This window comes from Limnobacter sp. SAORIC-690, assembly GCF_002954425.1.
Taxonomy (GTDB): Bacteria; Pseudomonadota; Gammaproteobacteria; order Burkholderiales; family Burkholderiaceae_B; genus Limnobacter; species Limnobacter profundi.
On record NZ_MQVZ01000001.1, the window covers coordinates 1,557,005 to 1,574,104 of the forward strand.

Here is a 17,100-nt window from a genome sequence, read left to right on the forward strand (position 1 = left end):
ATTACTTGCGATTGATGGCGCGGTAGCCAATGTCGCTTCTAAACTGCATGCCATCAAAGCTGATAGTGTCGATCAATTCATAGGCTTTGGCCTGTGCCTGGCGCACGGTGTCGCCCAAGGCGGTGGCGCACAACACGCGACCACCCGCGGTCACTGCCTTGCCATTTTTTTCAACAGTTCCGGCATGAAATACAACCGCTTCGTCGCTGGCTTCGGCGCGCAGGGTAATTTCATCGCCCGTGCGCGGGGTTTGTGGGTAGTTGTGCGCGGCAATCACCACGCCTAAAGCGGTGCGGCGGTCCCATTCTGCTTCAACCTTGTCCAGCGTGCCATCAATGGCGTGGTCCAGCAAATTCACGAAGTCGCTTTTCAGGCGCATCATGATGGGTTGGGTTTCCGGGTCGCCCATGCGGCAGTTGAACTCCAGTACCTTGATGTCGCCCTTGTCGTCGATCATTAAGCCCGCATACAAAAAGCCGGTGTACACCAGGCCGTCTTTTTTCATGCCGGCGATGGTGGGGTAAATAACCTCTCGCATCACGCGGGCGTGCATGGTGGGCGTAACCACGGGGGCGGGGCTGTACGCACCCATGCCACCGGTGTTGGGGCCTTGGTCGCCATCCAGCAGGCGTTTGTGGTCTTGGCTGCTGGCCATGGCCAAAGCGTTCACACCATCGACCATCACGATAAAGCTGGCCTCTTCGCCTTCCAGGAATTCTTCAACCACAACCCGAGAACCGGCACTGCCCATGCTGTTGCCCAGCAACATGTCGTCAATGGCCTGATGTGCTTCTTCCAGGCTCATGGCAACAACCACGCCCTTGCCCGCGGCCAGGCCATCGGCCTTGATTACAATGGGGGCACCTTTGACATTCACATAATCGTGGGCTTTGGCAGCATCGGTAAAGGTTTCATATTCCGCAGTGGGAATTTTGTGTCGCTTCATGAAGGCCTTGGCGTAGTCCTTCGAGCTTTCCAGTTGGGCGGCAAGTTTGGCTGGGCCAAAAATACGCAAGCCGCGCTGGCGGAACAGGTCAACCACCCCCGCGGCCAATGGGGCTTCCGGCCCAACCACGGTCAGGTGCACTTGTTCTTTGGCTGCAAAATCGGCCAGTTCGGTCAGGTCGCTGATTGGCACATTTTCCATTTTGGCTTCCAGGGCAGTACCGCCATTGCCAGGAGCAACAAATACCTTTGTTACGCCCGGGGTTTGGCAAATACGCCATGCCATGGCATGTTCGCGGCCGCCTGATCCAATCACCAAAATTTTCATGTGTGTAGTGCTCCGTACTTTTTATTCGTTGATGATCACGTTGGTGTAAACCTGTTGCACGTCGTCCAGGTCTTCCAGCATGTCAATAATTTTTTGCATGCGAATGGCATCGTCGTCCTCAAGCTCGGTCTCGCTTGCAGGTTTCATGGTCAGCTCTGCGTTTTCGAAATTCATGTTCGCCGCTTCAAAAGCGGTTTTCAGGGTATGAAAATCGGGTACAGGGCAAGTTACCTCGATCACGCCATCGTCGGAGGTAACAACATCATCGGCCCCATTCTCCAGCGCCACTTCCATGATTGCATCTTCGCTGTGGCCGGGGGCAAAAATAAACTGACCACAATGCTTGAACATGAAAGAAACAGAACCGTCGGTGCCCAAATTGCCACCGTGCTTGGTCAGCGCATGGCGAACTTCAGCCACAGTGCGCACTTTGTTGTCCGTCATGCAGTCGATGATTACGGCTGCGCCACCCACACCATAGCCTTCGTAGCGAATTTCTTCGTAATTCACACCTTCGGCTTCGCCTGTGGCTTTGGCAATGGCGCGCTGCACGTTGTCTTTGGGCATGTTGGCCGCAGCAGCCTTTTCCATGGCCAGGCGCAAGCGTGGGTTCGTGGCCACATCGCCACCGCCCACTCGGGCCGCCACGCTGACTTCACGAATGATTTTCGTCCACACCTTGCCGCGTTTTTCATCCTGCCGGTTTTTGCGGTGCTGAATGTTGGCCCATTTACTGTGTCCTGCCATGGCTCACTTTCTGTTGTTGAATCAAAGAGGTGCGATTTTATCACCACCGGGCACTCGCCGTATTGCCCTGAAAGGATTCCACAGCGATAATCTGCGCGGGTATTGGACTTTTACATTGGTATACATTCAACAAGGAGGCAGCGTGAGTTTGCTCAAAGACTTCAAGGCGTTCGCAGTAAAAGGCAATGTGGTTGATTTGGCTGTGGCGGTGATCATTGGTGGTGCCTTCAGCGGCATCGTTAAAAGCCTGGTTGATGATGTCATCATGCCGATTGTGGGTCGTATTTTTGGCAGTCTCGATTTCTCCAATCTGTATTTGCCTTTGGCAGAAATTCCGGCTGGCGTGGCCCCCACGCTGGCCGCCGTTAAAGCTGCTGGCGTGCCTGTGTTGGCCTATGGCAGCTTTATCTCGGTGCTGATTAATTTCATTATTTTGGCCTTCATTATTTTCATGATGGTTCGTCAGGTCAGCAAATTGACCAAAGCCCTGATCAAGGAGGAAGAAGCTGCGCCAGCCGCGCCAGCACCCACTCCTGAAGATATTCTGTTGCTTCGTGAAATTCGTGATTCCTTGAAGAAGTAATTTAGACTGGCTTCTCCAGATCGGCGGTAGTACAATTGAAGGCTGAATCTGGAGAGAGGCTAGCGCGTATCTGTGCTGGTCCGCCGAAGGCGCAATCCCCATGAACGCTCAGGCTTCAGTACAGGTTCAAGAATTCAAATCTGGAGAGCGCTGGGCGCGGCCAATCGCCGCGTAAGTACAGCCGCCGAAGAGGCAAGCAACGCAACCCGTTGTGAATCTTTCAGGCAAACGGACAGAGAGGGGCTACAAGGCAAATTGTTTGCCGAAAGCCCTTTTTACTGTTTGTGGAGCCTTATCCTCATGAAAGCTATTGTTCTCGGTGCTGGTGTTACCGGCATTACTTCCGCCTGGTTTTTGAAAAAAGAAGGTTTCGACGTGACTGTGGTGGATCGTCAGCCTGCCGCAGGCATGGAAACTTCCTTTGCCAATGGTGGCCAAATTTCTGTGTCCCATGCTGAACCCTGGGCCAACCCGGGCGCACCCAAGAAAGTGCTGAAGTGGTTGATGAAAGAAGATGCGCCCCTGCTGTTCCGTTTGCGCGCCGATGCCCGCCAGTGGCGCTGGGGCATGCAGTTTTTGCGTGAATGCACCCCCGAGCGCACACGCCATAACATCATTCAAATGGTGAACCTAGGCACATTCAGCCGCAGCACCCTGCAAGAACTGCGCGCCGAGACTGGTATTCAGTACAACTGCCTCACCAAAGGCATTTTGCATTTCTACACCAACCAGCAAGAATTTGACGATGCACTGGAACCTGCTGAAATCATGCGCGAGTTTGGTTGCGACCGAAAAGTAATCAGCGCAGAAGAAGCAGTTCGCCTTGAACCCGCATTGGCCACTGTGAAAGACAAAATTGCTGGCGCCACCTTCACTGATGCAGATGAAAGCGGCGATGCACATGTGTTTACACAAAACCTGTCGAAGCTGTGTGCGGAAAAAGGCGTTGAATTCAAGTACGACACCGCCATTCTGGGCTTGGACACTGAAGGTGGCCAAATCAGCGGTGTGCGTGTGCGTGGCGCGGATGGTCAAGTACAAGTGCTGAAAGCTGACAAGTACCTGCTGTGCATGGGCAGCTACAGCCCAATGCTGGTAAAAGACCTGGGCGTGGACCTGCTGATTTACCCAGCCAAGGGTTACTCTGCAACCTTGCAAATTGACGATGCCAGCAAAGCCCCGCAAGTCAGTTTGACCGATGATGAATACAAACTGGTGTTCAGCCGCTTGGGTGACAAGCTGCGTATTGCAGGCACCGCTGAACTGAACGGTTACAGCACCAACCTGAACCACGTGCGTTGCCAGGCGATTACCCGCCGCGTCATGGAGCTGTTCCCCGGCATGGCCGACCCAGAGCAGGCTGTGTATTGGACTGGTTTGCGTCCTGCCACGCCGTCGAATGTGCCCTACATTGGCGTGTCCAAAATTTCGAACCTGTACCTGAACACAGGCCATGGCACTTTGGGTTGGACCCATTCTTGTGGTTCAGGCCGATCAATCGCGTCCATCATGAATGGCAAGCAGCCTGAACTGGATTTCGCATTTACTGGAATTTCTTCCAAGAAGGGCGAGGCCTTGGCCGTTGCCTAAGGCTTGTTTTTGCTAACATCAGCGCATTCGCCAACAGGATGTGCTGATGTCTGATTCTGCAAACAAAAATACCCATGCCGGGGCCGACAACGCCCCCGCCTCGAATTTCCTTCGCAACATCATTGATGCGGACTTGAAAAAGCCCGAGTATCAGGTGCGCCCGTGGGCCGGCAAACCCGGTGGGGCCGATGTGCACGACGGTGCGCCCGCTGATCCCGCGAATATTCGCCTGCGTTTTCCGCCCGAGCCGAATGGCTACTTGCATGTGGGCCATGCCAAGGCCATTTGTGTGAATTTCGGCTTGGCCAAAGAATACGGTGGCGCGTGCCACATGCGCTTTGATGACACCAACCCCGAGAAAGAAAGCGAGGAATTCGCGGATTCCATTCTGGATGCCGTGCATTGGCTTGGCTTTCGCTGGGAAAATTTTGGTGACGACAACCTGTATTACGCCAGCGATTACTTCGACTTCATGTACCAAGCCGCGGAGTTTTTGATTCAGTCAGGTTTGGCTTACGTTGATGAGCAGAATGCCGACGACATGCGCGCCAATCGCGGCACCCTGACCCAAGCTGGCGTGGATTCTCCATTTCGCAATCGTCCAGCTGCCGAGAGCTTGGCGCGTTTTCGCGCCATGAGGGCCGGTGAGCTGCCGGATGGCGCTGCCGTGCTGCGAGCCAAAATCGACATGGCCAGCCCCAACATGAACATGCGCGATCCGGCCATTTACCGCATTCGCCGGGCATTTCACCACCGCACTGGCGATGACTGGTGCATTTACCCCATGTACACATTTGCGCATCCCATCGAAGATGCGCTGGAACGCATAACCCATTCATTTTGTACGCTTGAATTCGAAGACCAGCGCCCGTTCTACGACTGGCTTCTGGACAACCTAGCTTCTGAACACAAAACGGCGGATGGCGGTGTGTTAAAGCCCCTTCTAAGCCACCCCTTGCCCAAGCAGATTGAGTTCGCCCGTCTGAACCTAAGCTATGTGGTCACCAGCAAGCGCAAATTGCAGCAACTGGTGACTGAAAACAAACTTAACGGGTGGGACGACCCCCGCATGCCGACCATCGTGGGTTTGCGCCGTCGTGGCTACACACCTGAGGCAATTCAGTTGTTTTGTGCCCGCATTGGCGTGTCCAAATCCGATTCCTGGATTGATTATTCGGTGCTGGAAGGCGCTTTACGCGACACGCTTGACCCGATTGCCCACCGTGCGGTGGCGGTGCTTGACCCCATTCCATTGATCCTGGACAACGTCGACGATGATTGGGCCGACATGTGCACCGCGCCTGTTCATCCGCACCAACCGCATTGGGGCATGCGCCAGTTCACCATCGGCAAACGCCTGTGGATTGAAGCGGAGGATTTTCAGGAAAACCCGGAGAAAAAGTTTTTCCGCCTGTTCCCAGGCAACAAGGTACGCCTGCGCTACGGCTATGTGATTGAATGCACGGGCTGCGACAAAGATGAAAACGGCAAAGTAATCGCCGTGCATGCCCAGGTGTTTCTGGACAGCAAATCGGGCACGCCAGGTGCAGACAACTACAAGGTGAAAGGCAATATTCATTGGGTGGATGCAGAGGACTGCCTGCCTGCCACTGTGCGCCTTTACGATCGCCTGTTTACCGAAGAGCACCCCGACTCTGGTGGTAAAAACTTCATGGACAGCTTGAACCCCAATTCACTGACCGAAGTGAAGGCTTACCTGGAGGCAGGGCTGAAGGATGCCTGGTCTGGTACGGTGTACCAGTTCGAGCGCCACGGCTATTTTGTGCCTGATTTGAAGGACCATACTCTGGAAAACCCGGTGTTCAATCGGGCCACTACGCTGAAGGACAGTTGGAGTAAATAGCCAATTCATCGGGTACACTAGCCCTCGGACTAGGTATTCAGAATATGGCAACGAACCCAAACTACAATATTCGAGGTGCGCTGCTGACCATCCTGAACGGGATGGGTCCAGACACCAGGCATGAGGCGGACATTGCCCATCTGTGTCACCTCATGGAATGGTTTCGAGAAGGGGCTCCGGGCTCCGACTTCGAAATCGAGCGGCGATTTTCCATGCTGGTGGAAGCGCTTGAGCAGTCCAACGACCTGCGTGTGCAGGTCAAGGGCTACCTTGAACAATTCCTGAAAGAATCACGTTACCGGTATACCTTTGCCGAGCTTGGTATTCTGGGCAATGAAACATTTGGTCAGGCCATGAAAAACCGGATTTTTCAGCGCCTGTTGCCCGCCACGGTGGAAGACAAAACCGTGCGTGAATCGCTCAGCCTGATGTTCACCAAACCAGATGATCATGAATGGCTTGAATCAATCAGTGTGGCCAGCTGGACCCGCCTGTTTCATGTGCTGGAATGGTTAGACCCCGCCATGCCGTTGTGGAAGCGCATTCAGCACGAAATGCTTGAGGCCATGGAAATGCTGGCGGTGAGAATCGCGGCCCTTGGTATTGATTCGGAAGTGGTTCGATGCCTGGGTATTTCAGAGCGGCATACTTCACCCTTTGTTGAGCAGCACCTGGAGTTGCGCAACATGATTGGGCAGGCCCATGAAAAGCTTAGCAATATGGAGCCACTGCACGATTTGGGCGACCACCTGGATGTGTTGTTGGACCAGTGTCAGGGCCAAATCAAGAAAGCCTATGCGCAGGCTCGCGTGCAAGGTATTTCAGTCACCTTGAGTATGCAGCTGATTCGATTGGAACAATCGATCAACCGCATGCGGCGATTGTTGCAACTGTTGGGTGCCTTGCCCACTGACAATCGGGTGGGGACTTGCGTGCAGTTTTTCTGCACCTTGACCAAAGAGGAAAACCGCAAGCATTCCATTACCGATTTGTGGCGTGGCTTGACTGACAAGCTGGCTTTGCGAATTACTGAACATGCCAGCCAGTCGGGTGAGAAGTACGCCACAGAAACCCGCGCCGAGTACTGGAAAATGGCCAAAGCGGCCATGGGCGCGGGCGTTATTATCGCGCTTCTTTCTTTGTTCAAAGCTGGCATTTCAAGTTGGCATTTGCCCCCATTTTGGGAAGCCGTATTTTTCAGCCTGAATTACGGCATTGGCTTTGTGATCATTCACCTGTTGGGTTTCACCATTGCCACCAAGCAGCCAGCCATGACCGCAGCGCGAATCGCAGCGGCCATTGATGCTGCCAACGGGCGCTTAAGCTCGGCCGACCGGGTGGCTGATTTGATTACCCAGGTTGCACGCACCCAATTCATCTCGATTTGGGGCAATGTGTTGCCAGCATTTGCCACTGCCACCGTGGTGGCTGTGGGGCTTACATTCCTGCTCGGAGAGCCGCCTGTGGCAATTGAGAAGGGCGAAAAAATGTTGCTGGAGCTCAATCCCTTGTTGTCGGCAGCTTTGCCCCATGCGGCAATCGCCGGGGTTTTTCTGTTTTTGGCGGGTGTTATTGCGGGTTACTACGATAACCTGTCGATTTACCACCGTATTCCGGACAGAATTCGGAAGGTGCCCTGGTTGCGCAAGCGCTTGGGTGTGGTGCGTGCCAACAAACTGGCCGATTATTTGAGCAAAAACACAGGGGCCTTGGCAGGCAACTTCTTTTTCGGTTGCATGTTGGGTTCGGCAGGTTTTATAGGACTCATTCTTGGTTTGCCAATCGACATTCGGCACATTACCTTTGCCGCGGCAAACATGGCTTACGGCATTCAGGCTCATGAATTCATATTGAGCGGGCTTGAGGTGGCGATTGCCGCCGTGGGTGTGTTCCTGATCGGTATGGTGAACCTGGGCGTCAGCTTTAGCCTGGCGTTTTTTACCGCCTTACGTGCACGTGGTGTTCGAAGATTGGAAAGCCTGTCTTTGGCGGGGCGTATTTTCAAGCGGTTTTTCAAGAGCCCTGGCGAGTTCTTCTATCCACCCAAAGAAGCGGGTGCAGCGGTCAGCAATGCCGTGAGCCCAGCCAAAACCGAGTCGAAGTAGCGATTAATCAAGCCTGAAAGCGAACTTATTCTTGTGGGCGGTTGAACCCTTTCTTCCACTGCACATCGCGAACGCCTTTCTTGTGGTGAATCCAGCGGGAAGCCACAAACAGGAAATCCGATAGGCGATTCATGTACAAAAGCAAGTCTTCTGGCAGTTTTTGTTGCTGGTTCAAGTCCACCAGTACCCGCTCCGCCCTGCGGCAAACAGTGCGCGCAATGTGGGTGTAAGCAGAGGCCTTGCTGCCGCCAGGCAAAATAAATTCTTCCAGACGCGGCAGGGGTTCATTGAACTCCTTGATCAAGTCTTCCAGCCGCGCCACTGCTTGGGGTGGAAACACATCAAAACCCGGCATGCACAGGGCTGCGCCCAAATCAAACAGGTCGTGCTGAATGCGGGTGAGTTCGGTGGCCAGGCGCTCAGGCAAGGCTTCAGTCAATATCAGGCCGATGTGGCTGTTCAACTCATCGACATCGCCCATGGCATGAACACGAAGATCGTTTTTCGCCAAACGGCTGCCATCGGCCAAGCCAGTGGTGCCATCGTCGCCAGTGCGGGTGGTGATTGAACTGAGTCTGTTGCCCATTGAATTGCGTGATCCGAGAAAGTTGAACAAAAAGAGCGCCTTGTGCAAACCGCGTATTGAGGTACGACGCAGGCGGGCCTATACTTTGAGCTTATTCAAGTTTAACGCAGGGGTCCTGGCAAATTGTTGCCGGGTGAGAAAAACCCTCACACCTGTGCAGATAATGCTGTTTGCAGGAAGCGTTTCACTGGCTTTGCTCCTTGGGCTTGGCTGGGTGGAATGTTCATGCACCCGGCACAACGATTCACGCCCAACAGGAGTACACATGAGCGCCAATCCCGATTTCCTCGCAGCCACCGCGAAGGTGGATGAAGCTGCGGTCAAGCCGCTTCCCAATTCCCGCAAGGTCTATGTGCAGGGCTCACGGCCCGACATTCAGGTGCCCATGCGTGAAATTTCACAAGACGACACACCCACTTCATTCGGTGGCGAGAAAAACCCGCCGATTTACGTGTACGACTGCTCCGGCATTTACACAGACCCCACTGCAAAAATCGACATTCGTTCAGGCCTGCCTGCCATTCGCAATGCCTGGATTGAAGAACGCAATGACACAGAGTTGCTGAGTGGCCCCAGTTCTGAATACGGCATTGAGCGCCTGAATGACCCCAAGCTGACAGAATTGCGTTTCAACTTGCAGCGCAAACCGCGCAAGGCGAAGGCCGGTAAAAACGTGACGCAAATGCATTACGCTCGCCAGGGTATTGTTACGCCGGAGATGGAGTATGTGGCCATCCGCGAGAACCTGCGCCGCCAGGAATACATTGAAAGCCTGAAGAACGCAGGTGGAAAAATTGGCGCCAAAATGGTTGATTTGCTGACCCGTCAGCACCCAGGCCAGTCTTTTGGGGCGTCAATTCCTGAGCAAATTACACCAGAGTTCGTGCGCGATGAAATTGCCCGTGGTCGGGCCATCATTCCCGCCAACATCAATCACCCTGAAATTGAACCGATGATCATTGGTCGCAATTTTCTGGTGAAAATCAATGCCAACATCGGTAACTCGGCTGTGTCATCTTCAATCGGTGAAGAAGTCGAGAAAATGACCTGGGCCATTCGTTGGGGTGGCGACACGGTAATGGACTTGTCCACTGGCAAGCATATTCATGAAACCCGCGAATGGATTTTGCGCAACAGCCCTGTGCCCATTGGTACAGTGCCTATTTACCAGGCCCTGGAAAAGGTCAATGGCAAGGCTGAAGACCTGACCTGGGAAATTTTCCGCGACACGCTGATTGAGCAAGCTGAGCAGGGTGTGGACTACTTCACCATTCACGCCGGTGTGCGCCTGGCTTATGTGCCGCTTACCGCAAGCCGCATGACAGGTATTGTGTCTCGTGGTGGTTCAATCATGGCGAAGTGGTGCCTGGCCCACCACAAAGAAAGCTTCTTGTATGAGCATTTCGAAGACATTTGCGAAATCATGAAGGCTTACGACGTCAGCTTCTCGTTGGGCGATGGCTTACGCCCCGGTTCGGTTTGGGATGCCAATGATGAGGCGCAGCTGAGCGAGCTTCGCACCTTGGGCGAACTGACCCAGATTGCCTGGAAGCACGATGTGCAGGTAATGATCGAGGGTCCAGGCCATGTGCCCATGCAATTGATCAAAGAGAACATGGACATTCAGTTGAAGGAATGCCATGAAGCCCCGTTCTACACACTGGGCCCTTTGACCACGGACATCGCCCCGGGTTACGACCACATCACCAGTGGCATTGGTGCCGCACAAATTGGATGGTATGGCTGTGCCATGCTTTGTTATGTGACCCCAAAAGAACACTTGGGCTTACCGAACAAAAAAGACGTGAAAGACGGCATCATCACCTACAAAATTGCAGCCCACGCCGCCGATTTGGCCAAAGGGCACCCTGGCGCTCAAATTCGAGACAATGCCTTATCCAAGGCCCGTTTCGAGTTCCGGTGGGAAGATCAGTTCAATTTGGGGCTTGACCCCGATACGGCCCGTGAATTCCACGACGAAACCCTGCCCAAGCAAAGCATGAAAGTGGCTCACTTCTGCTCAATGTGTGGCCCGCACTTCTGCTCGATGAAAATTACCCAAGATGTGCGTGAATACGCAGAAAAACTGGGTGTTTCTGAAAAAGATGCCTTGAGCAAGGGAATGGAAGAAAAATCGATCGAGTTCATCAAGAAAGGGTCTGAGATTTACCACAAGACCTGATTTTTAAAAGAAAAATTGACACCGCCCCTTCGTCTTTGTACGATTAGGCGGTGTTTTTTTATTACAGGAGTATTCGGGCCGTTCCCGATCGTTTATGGATAGTTCCAGTTGTCGAAGTTGCTCAAACTTCACCGCGCCGTCATTGGCAACCCCCTTCAAAGCGCTCGTTGCGCGTCGTTTTCCCAAGTTCTTCCTGCTTGACAATGCTCCTTTAAGCCTTGCGCTTGGCACCCCTGTTTTGCCCTTGAAAAGAGGAGAGTTGACGTGGAAGTGCTGATTCTGATTGGCCTTATTGTGACCAATGGCTTGTTTGCCATGTCCGAAATTGCCCTGGTTACCGCCAGAAAGGCGCGTTTGGTGAAGTTGGCTGCAGAAGGTGACAAATCCGCTGCGGTTGCGCTCAAGTTGTCTGAAGATCCCACCAAGTTTTTGTCAACAGTACAAATTGGCATCACATCGATTGGTGTGTTGAGCGGTATTGTGGGTGAGGCGGTATTGGCCAAACCACTGGCGCTTTGGTTGCAAACCTTCGGCCTGGAAGTGGCGATGACAGATATCGTGTCTACGGCCATTGTGGTTGTTGGTGTTACCTATGTGTCAATTGTGGTCGGTGAACTGGTGCCCAAGCGTTTGGGGCAAATCAGCCCGGAGGTCATTGCCCGCTTGGTGGCAAGGCCCATGCAAATTCTCGCAATTGCCACGCGCCCGTTCGTCATGTTTTTGTCTTTTTCGACCCGTGGTTTGTTGCGCATTATGGGTGTGAAAGAAAACACCGACAACGGTGTGACCGAGGAAGAAATTCACGCCATGTTGGACGAGGGTTCGGTATCGGGCGTCATCGAAAGCAGCGAGCACACCATGCTGCGCAATGTGTTCCGCTTGGATGATCGCCAGCTGGGTTCACTCATGATTCCCCGTTCCGATGTGTTGTATCTCGATATTCGACTGCCTCAGGAGGAAAATCTGAAGCGTGTGATTGAATCGCAGTATTCACGCTTCCCGGTGGTCGATGGCAACCTTGACAACTTGATCGGTGTAATTCATGCCAAACAGGCTTTGGCCTACGCCGCACAGGGCAAGATGCCCGACTTTTCAACCAACCTGCAGCAGTGTGTGTTTGTGCCGGAAACCTTGACGGGCATGGAGCTGTTAACCCAGTTCCGCAGCAACAACATGGACATTGCCTTTGTGATCGACGAGTATGGCGAACTTGAAGGCATTGTGACCCTGCATGATTTGATGGAAGCTCTGACTGGTGAATTTACCCCGCACAACAAGGAAGACTCTTGGGCGGTACAGCGCGAAGACGGCTCTTGGTTGCTGGATGGTGCCATTGCCATTCTGGAACTGAAAGACACCTTGAATATCAAGAGTGTACCGGAAGAAGAAAAAGGCCGTTACCACACCCTGAGTGGCATGGTGATGTTGTTGACAGGGCGCTTGCCAGCCACCGGAGACACGGTGGATTGGGAAGGTTGGCGATTTGAAGTGGTGGACATGGACCAAAAGCGGATTGACAAAATTTTGGCCTCACCGATCAAGGAAGATGGTGTGCAGTCGGATGAGTCTGCTTAAGACCCTATAAACCGGTAAAAAACCCCATTAAAAAAGCCTCAAGTACTCTTGAGGCTTTTTTGTTGGTGCGCTGCGTATTGCTTACTCCGCAACCGTTGTTACCGAATTGCTTATCGAATCTGTGGTCGACTGCCCCACAGCAGTTTTTCCTGCATTTCACGGGTGGTGTTGCTAGTCGATTCCTGCGGTGCGGTTTGCGCGTTGCTGCCACTGCCAAACAAGCCTTTCAACTCAGTTACCTCGCTTAGTGATGACGCGGTGGAGGCGTTCTCAATGCTTGCTTCGCGAATGATTTCTCCGGTGTAGGGGTCGATCACAATGCTGGGGTCTTGCCCTGCCGAGGTTGAAGCGGGTGGAGGGGTTAGCACGATTGAATTGTTGCTGCGCTGTTTGGCTGGCGTATTCATGGCGGCTTGATTGCTGCGCAATTCACCGGGTTTGGCTGTGCTTAATCTTGCACAGCTTTGTGCTGACAAATTGTTCATCTCGGTCAGCATATTGAACACCGCATGTTCAATCACCATTCGAACACCTTTTTGAATTGGCTCTTGCGTTCGTTCAGCGGCATTCACATCGACCAGGCCATCGCTGAACAGGCGGAAGTAACCACCATTCAATTCAGTACCAATAATCTGTTTTTGAAGGCTTTGTGTGTTTACCACTTCAAGTGTTTTGGTGTTCACTACACGCAGATCAACTGCTACGTTCATGACAAAGTAGCGGGCTGCCGCGCCAATGAAGCGAATGGATGACTCCAGGCTGCCACTGCGAATGTTGTAGTTCACCTCGGTGATGCCACCCACGATGTGATAGTCAGAGCCTGGCAGCGAACCTGAAAAAATTTGCCGATGTGCTTTGCTGTCCGGGTTGTCGGTGATCAACTTGTTGTCGGAGTACTTCAATTCCATGTCGGCAATCGAGGTGTCGAACCGCTCAACCATGGGCACCCCGGTTTTTGCCAAAGCAGAAATAACCATTAAGGCTGCACCTTGGGTGATTCGTTTTCCGTTGACCAGGTCTTCTTTTCCCGTGAAATCACTGACCCGCCCGACTGCAAACCGTTTTGCATTGGGACCTCGGCCGCCTACCATGGGTCTCAGGCATTCCAGTGCAGGGCTGTAGCGGGTTGTATTTTCTACCACGCTTGCTCCGTCGAAGGGGCTGACGTACTCCGCTTCACTGAAGGAGGGTAGCGTTGTACATGCACTGGCCGATGCGGCAAGCATCGAGATGAATGCAAATTTTGGAAGCGGATAGCGGGACATAGTGGGCCTTTGTGTATTCAAGAGCAGTAAGTGACTTTGGATCAGAAGCCGCCATCAATCGTGGCGTTCTGAGCGCCATTGTTGATTTGTGTGGCATTAATGACAACGGTGTTGTTGTTGCCGTCGGTTTGTACATTGATCAAGTTGCCGATTGCGGTGGCGGCGAACCCCCAGCCTGGAGAGTCAACTTGGGTGCGGTTGAAATTCGCGTCGCGGCGTGTGCCTGCGGGTGAGTCGATGTCGGTGACGCTGCGCATGCCAAAAGGTGTTTCGAATGAACTGACATTGCCTTCAAAGGTTTGTGCGTGTGCGCTGCCAAGGCCCAGGGCAAGAGTGGCAAAACAAAGTTTGAGTAATTTCATTCGATGGCTTCCTTGGTATTTCCGGATGGGATTTATGGGGGTGGGTTTGCCCCAGGCGACCTTTGGCTGTAGGTTGTCGCCTGGGGCAAAAAAGTTCAATTAAGGACGTGCGCCGCCAATTGAAATGTTGTTGCCAACTGCGGTAGCTGACGCTGTGAGGCGGGTTGGATCCCAACGGTATTCAGCCACAGCCACGTTGTCGCTGACGTTGCTCTGAGCCACTGACAATTCGGCCAGGCTTGTGTTGTCAAGATTCAGGCTGAAGTTGTTGCCAATTGAAACGGCTTCAATGAGAACTTCGCCAGTTTTTGATGTGCTCCGCTGGGACAGGTTGACTGACGCCAGTTGATCGCCATAGTTGCTTTGGGACACATGGCGAACAGGAACTTTGGATGATGAACTGAGAGAAATGGCAATGTTGTTGCCCACGGCCTGGGCTGAACCAGTGATATCGCCGTTGTCGCGCATGACCACGTTTTGCAGATCAACGATTGCAGCATTGGTGCCGGTGTTGCTTTGAATGAAAATGCCGTTGTGGTTTGGGCTGAGGTAATAACTGCTGTCAAATTCAACATTGGCATCGATTTCAACTTGACAGTCATTGCCTTGACAGGTGGCCTGTGCAACTGAGTGCATGGACAACAATGCAGCCAGAATGGACAAGGATTTAAGGGATTGCTTCAACATGTGGAGTGCTCCAAGAGTATTGATGAGGGCTAAAAAGACAACGTGCTTCGGGCATTTGGGCAACGAGCGCTGTCGCATTAATGAAAATGCTCCCTTTGAGTGACGGGGAGCACTCAAAAGTTCAGATCGTTCTTCGTTCTGGATTCCCGGGATTTTCTGGGGCCAAGGGAGTAAAATGCGTGTTTTCCTTGTCACCAACCGAGCGTTCCGTGAATCAAGTAGACATCAAGCCTGTTGAGTTCGATTTGCCCTCACAGGCCAGTCCCTCCACCAGTTGTAAACCCTCCCAGGCGTGGGCCCGTGTGCCCCAGCAACCGGGGCCCGACGAAAGGGCTGCCTTGAAGGCGGAGATCAAGGCTTTGCTGAAAGCCCGTGATGCCGTGTTGGTGGCGCATTATTACGTGGACTCTGAATTGCAAGACCTGGCTGAGGAAACCGGCGGTTGTGTTTCAGATTCCCTTGAAATGGCGCGTTTTGGGCGCGAGAGCAAGCAGCAGAACCTGGTGGTGGCGGGCGTGCGATTCATGGGTGAAACAAGCAAGATTTTGAATCCCGAGAAACGCGTATTCATGCCAGACCTGGATGCCACATGTTCACTGGACCTGGGGTGCCCCTCGGAAGAGTTCAACGCGTTTTGTGATCAACACCCCGATCGCACAGTGGTGGTGTATGCCAACACAAGTGCTGCCGTGAAGGCGCGCGCAGACTGGATGGTGACCTCAAGCATTGCCTTGGACATTGTGGGCCATTTGCATGCACAGGGGCAAAAGCTGATTTGGGCACCCGATCGGCATTTGGGGCAGTACATCCAAAAACAGACTGGTGCCGATATGTTGCTGTGGCAGGGCTCGTGCCTGGTACACGACGAGTTCAAGGCTGAAGAACTCAAGATGCTGAAAGCCCAGCACCCGCAGGCCATGGTGTTGGTGCACCCGGAATCGCCAGCCGATGTGGTGGCACTGGCCGATGTGGTGGGTTCGACCACTCAGCTGATCAAGGCCACGCAAACCCCGGGTGTTGACACCTACATTGTGGCCACGGACAACGGCATTTTGCACAAAATGCGTCAGTTTGCACCGGGTAAAACCTTGATTGAGGCGCCTACCGCGGGCAATTCAGCCACTTGCAAAAGCTGCGCCCATTGCCCCTGGATGGCCATGAATGGTTTGAAAAACCTGCGCGATGTGTTGAAGACCGGGTTTGACACTGGCTTGGGCGAGGTACATGTGGACGCCGCACTGGGCAAACAGGCTTACCGTTGCATCGACCGAATGCTGGATTTCGCGAAAACACATGGTATTTCCGGGCCGCGTGGCCAGGGTCGCCTGGAACAGGCACACAAGGGAGTGGGGCCAGCATGAGCCGTTCAGAACTCTTTCAATCGTTTGGGCCGGCGCTTGAGCTGGCCTTGCTGAAAAATGTGCATGATGCGATTGCCGAAGACATGGGCAATACAGACTGGACCGGTCTGTTAGTGCCCGAGGGCAAGCGCTGCAAGGCGCAGCTGCTGTGCCGCGACAAGGCGGTGGTGTGTGGGCAGGACTGGTTCAACGGGGTGTTCAATGCACTGTGCCCAGATGCTTTGGTGCGTTGGCAAGTGCCTGAGGGGTACGAGGTTCAGCCTGGCACAGTGGTGTGTGAGATTGATGCCCATGCCCGGCCTTTGCTGACGGCCGAGCGTTCAGCGATGAATTATTTGCAGTTGCTTTCTGCAGTGGCTACCCGAACACGCCATTTTGTACGCCTGATTGAAGGCACAAAAGCATCCATTCTGGACACCCGAAAAACCTTGCCCGGCATGCGTTTGGCTCAAAAGTACGCTGTGCGGGTTGGGGGCGGTTTGAATCAGCGCTTGGCGTTGTACGACGGTATTTTGATCAAGGAAAACCACATTGCGGCTGCGGGAGGAATTGCCCCGGTGCTGGCCAATGCCGATGCCTTGGGTGCGCCGCATGTGAGTGTGCAAATTGAGGTTGAAAGTTTGGTTCAGCTTGAGGAGGCGCTGCAAGCTGGTGCCAAGTCGGTGCTGCTGGACAACTTTGGGCTGGAGGCCATGCGTGTGGCCGTTGAGGTGAACAAAGGCAGGGCTATTCTGGAAGCATCAGGCGGGGTAAACGAGCACACGGTGCGAGCCATTGCCGAGACTGGTGTGGACCGCATTTCGATCGGGGCGCTCACGAAAGACGTTACGGCGGTGGATTATTCGCTTCGAGTAATGGAGTGAGCGCGAATTGTTGGTTTGGTGCGTCAACCCGACGGGGTTGTCCGATTCCCTTGAAAT

14 protein-coding genes and 1 riboswitch are annotated in these 17,100 nt (G+C 53.5%); of the genes, 8 read left to right on the forward strand and 6 right to left on the reverse strand.

Going from position 1 to position 17,100, the window contains the following annotated elements; genetic code table 11:
• Position 1 precedes the first annotated feature (1 nt).
• Together purD and BSZ31_RS07445 are read right to left on the reverse strand one after the other, a co-directional pair.
• Positions 2-1,273, reverse strand: a complete 1,272-nt coding sequence (gene purD, locus BSZ31_RS07440; protein ID WP_105028211.1) for a phosphoribosylamine--glycine ligase — start codon at positions 1,271-1,273, stop codon at positions 2-4.
• A gap of 21 nt (positions 1,274-1,294) precedes the next feature.
• Positions 1,295-2,020, reverse strand: a complete 726-nt coding sequence (locus BSZ31_RS07445; RefSeq protein ID WP_105028212.1) for a YebC/PmpR family DNA-binding transcriptional regulator — start codon at positions 2,018-2,020, stop codon at positions 1,295-1,297.
• A gap of 142 nt (positions 2,021-2,162) precedes the next feature.
• Here BSZ31_RS07445 and mscL point away from each other — a divergent pair, with 142 nt between their 5' ends.
• The 4 genes from mscL to BSZ31_RS07465 all read left to right on the forward strand — a co-directional run bounded on the left by mscL (position 2,163) and on the right by BSZ31_RS07465 (position 8,162).
• Entirely contained in the window at positions 2,163-2,603 is a 441-nt protein-coding gene (mscL, locus tag BSZ31_RS07450; protein ID WP_105029795.1) for a large conductance mechanosensitive channel protein MscL, read from the forward strand.
• A gap of 130 nt (positions 2,604-2,733) precedes the next feature.
• Positions 2,734-2,849, forward strand: a riboswitch (glycine riboswitch).
• 54 nt (positions 2,850-2,903) lie between these two features.
• Entirely contained in the window at positions 2,904-4,193 is a 1,290-nt protein-coding gene (locus tag BSZ31_RS07455) for a D-amino acid dehydrogenase (RefSeq protein WP_105028213.1), read from the forward strand.
• Between the two features lie 46 nt (positions 4,194-4,239).
• A complete protein-coding gene (locus BSZ31_RS07460) occupies positions 4,240-6,057 on the forward strand; it encodes a glutamine--tRNA ligase/YqeY domain fusion protein (protein WP_105028214.1) in 1,818 nt (605 codons plus the stop codon).
• 44 nt (positions 6,058-6,101) lie between these two features.
• Positions 6,102-8,162 carry a site-specific recombinase gene (locus BSZ31_RS07465; protein WP_105028215.1) on the forward strand — a complete coding sequence of 687 codons (2,061 nt, stop codon included), beginning with the start codon at positions 6,102-6,104 and terminating at the stop codon, positions 8,160-8,162.
• A gap of 25 nt (positions 8,163-8,187) precedes the next feature.
• Here the strand turns inward: BSZ31_RS07465 and BSZ31_RS07470 are convergent, their stop codons facing one another.
• Positions 8,188-8,748: a cob(I)yrinic acid a,c-diamide adenosyltransferase gene (locus BSZ31_RS07470; RefSeq protein WP_105028216.1), complete on the reverse strand. Its 561-nt coding sequence runs from the start codon at positions 8,746-8,748 to the stop codon at positions 8,188-8,190.
• Positions 8,749-9,013: 265 nt separating this feature from the next.
• Between BSZ31_RS07470 and thiC the strand changes: the two genes are divergently transcribed.
• The gene (gene thiC, locus BSZ31_RS07475) at positions 9,014-10,930 is read left to right on the forward strand and encodes a phosphomethylpyrimidine synthase ThiC (RefSeq protein ID WP_105028217.1); all 1,917 of its coding nucleotides are present in this window, start codon (positions 9,014-9,016) and stop codon (positions 10,928-10,930) included.
• Between the two features lie 264 nt (positions 10,931-11,194).
• Positions 11,195-12,505 (forward strand): hemolysin family protein, encoded by a 1,311-nt coding sequence (locus BSZ31_RS07480; RefSeq protein WP_105028218.1) that lies wholly within the window; start codon positions 11,195-11,197, stop codon positions 12,503-12,505.
• Between the two features lie 110 nt (positions 12,506-12,615).
• Here BSZ31_RS07480 and BSZ31_RS07485 read toward each other — a convergent pair whose 3' ends face one another.
• The 3 genes from BSZ31_RS07485 to BSZ31_RS07495 all read right to left on the reverse strand — a co-directional run bounded on the left by BSZ31_RS07485 (position 12,616) and on the right by BSZ31_RS07495 (position 14,819).
• Positions 12,616-13,731, reverse strand: coding sequence for a CsgG/HfaB family protein (locus BSZ31_RS07485; RefSeq protein ID WP_168426893.1), 1,116 nt, complete (start codon positions 13,729-13,731; stop codon positions 12,616-12,618).
• 80 nt (positions 13,732-13,811) lie between these two features.
• Positions 13,812-14,132: a hypothetical protein gene (locus tag BSZ31_RS07490; RefSeq protein ID WP_146106631.1), complete on the reverse strand. Its 321-nt coding sequence runs from the start codon at positions 14,130-14,132 to the stop codon at positions 13,812-13,814.
• A 99-nt stretch (positions 14,133-14,231) separates the two neighbouring features.
• Positions 14,232-14,819, reverse strand: a complete 588-nt coding sequence (locus tag BSZ31_RS07495) for a hypothetical protein (protein ID WP_105028221.1) — start codon at positions 14,817-14,819, stop codon at positions 14,232-14,234.
• A gap of 209 nt (positions 14,820-15,028) precedes the next feature.
• Between BSZ31_RS07495 and nadA the strand changes: the two genes are divergently transcribed.
• Both nadA and nadC read left to right on the forward strand, forming a co-directional pair.
• Positions 15,029-16,180: a quinolinate synthase NadA gene (nadA, locus tag BSZ31_RS07500; RefSeq protein ID WP_105029796.1), complete on the forward strand. Its 1,152-nt coding sequence runs from the start codon at positions 15,029-15,031 to the stop codon at positions 16,178-16,180.
• Entirely contained in the window at positions 16,177-17,043 is an 867-nt protein-coding gene (gene nadC / locus BSZ31_RS07505; RefSeq protein ID WP_105028222.1) for a carboxylating nicotinate-nucleotide diphosphorylase, read from the forward strand. The genes nadA and nadC overlap by 4 nt, the downstream gene beginning before the upstream one ends.
• Positions 17,044-17,100 lie beyond the last annotated feature (57 nt).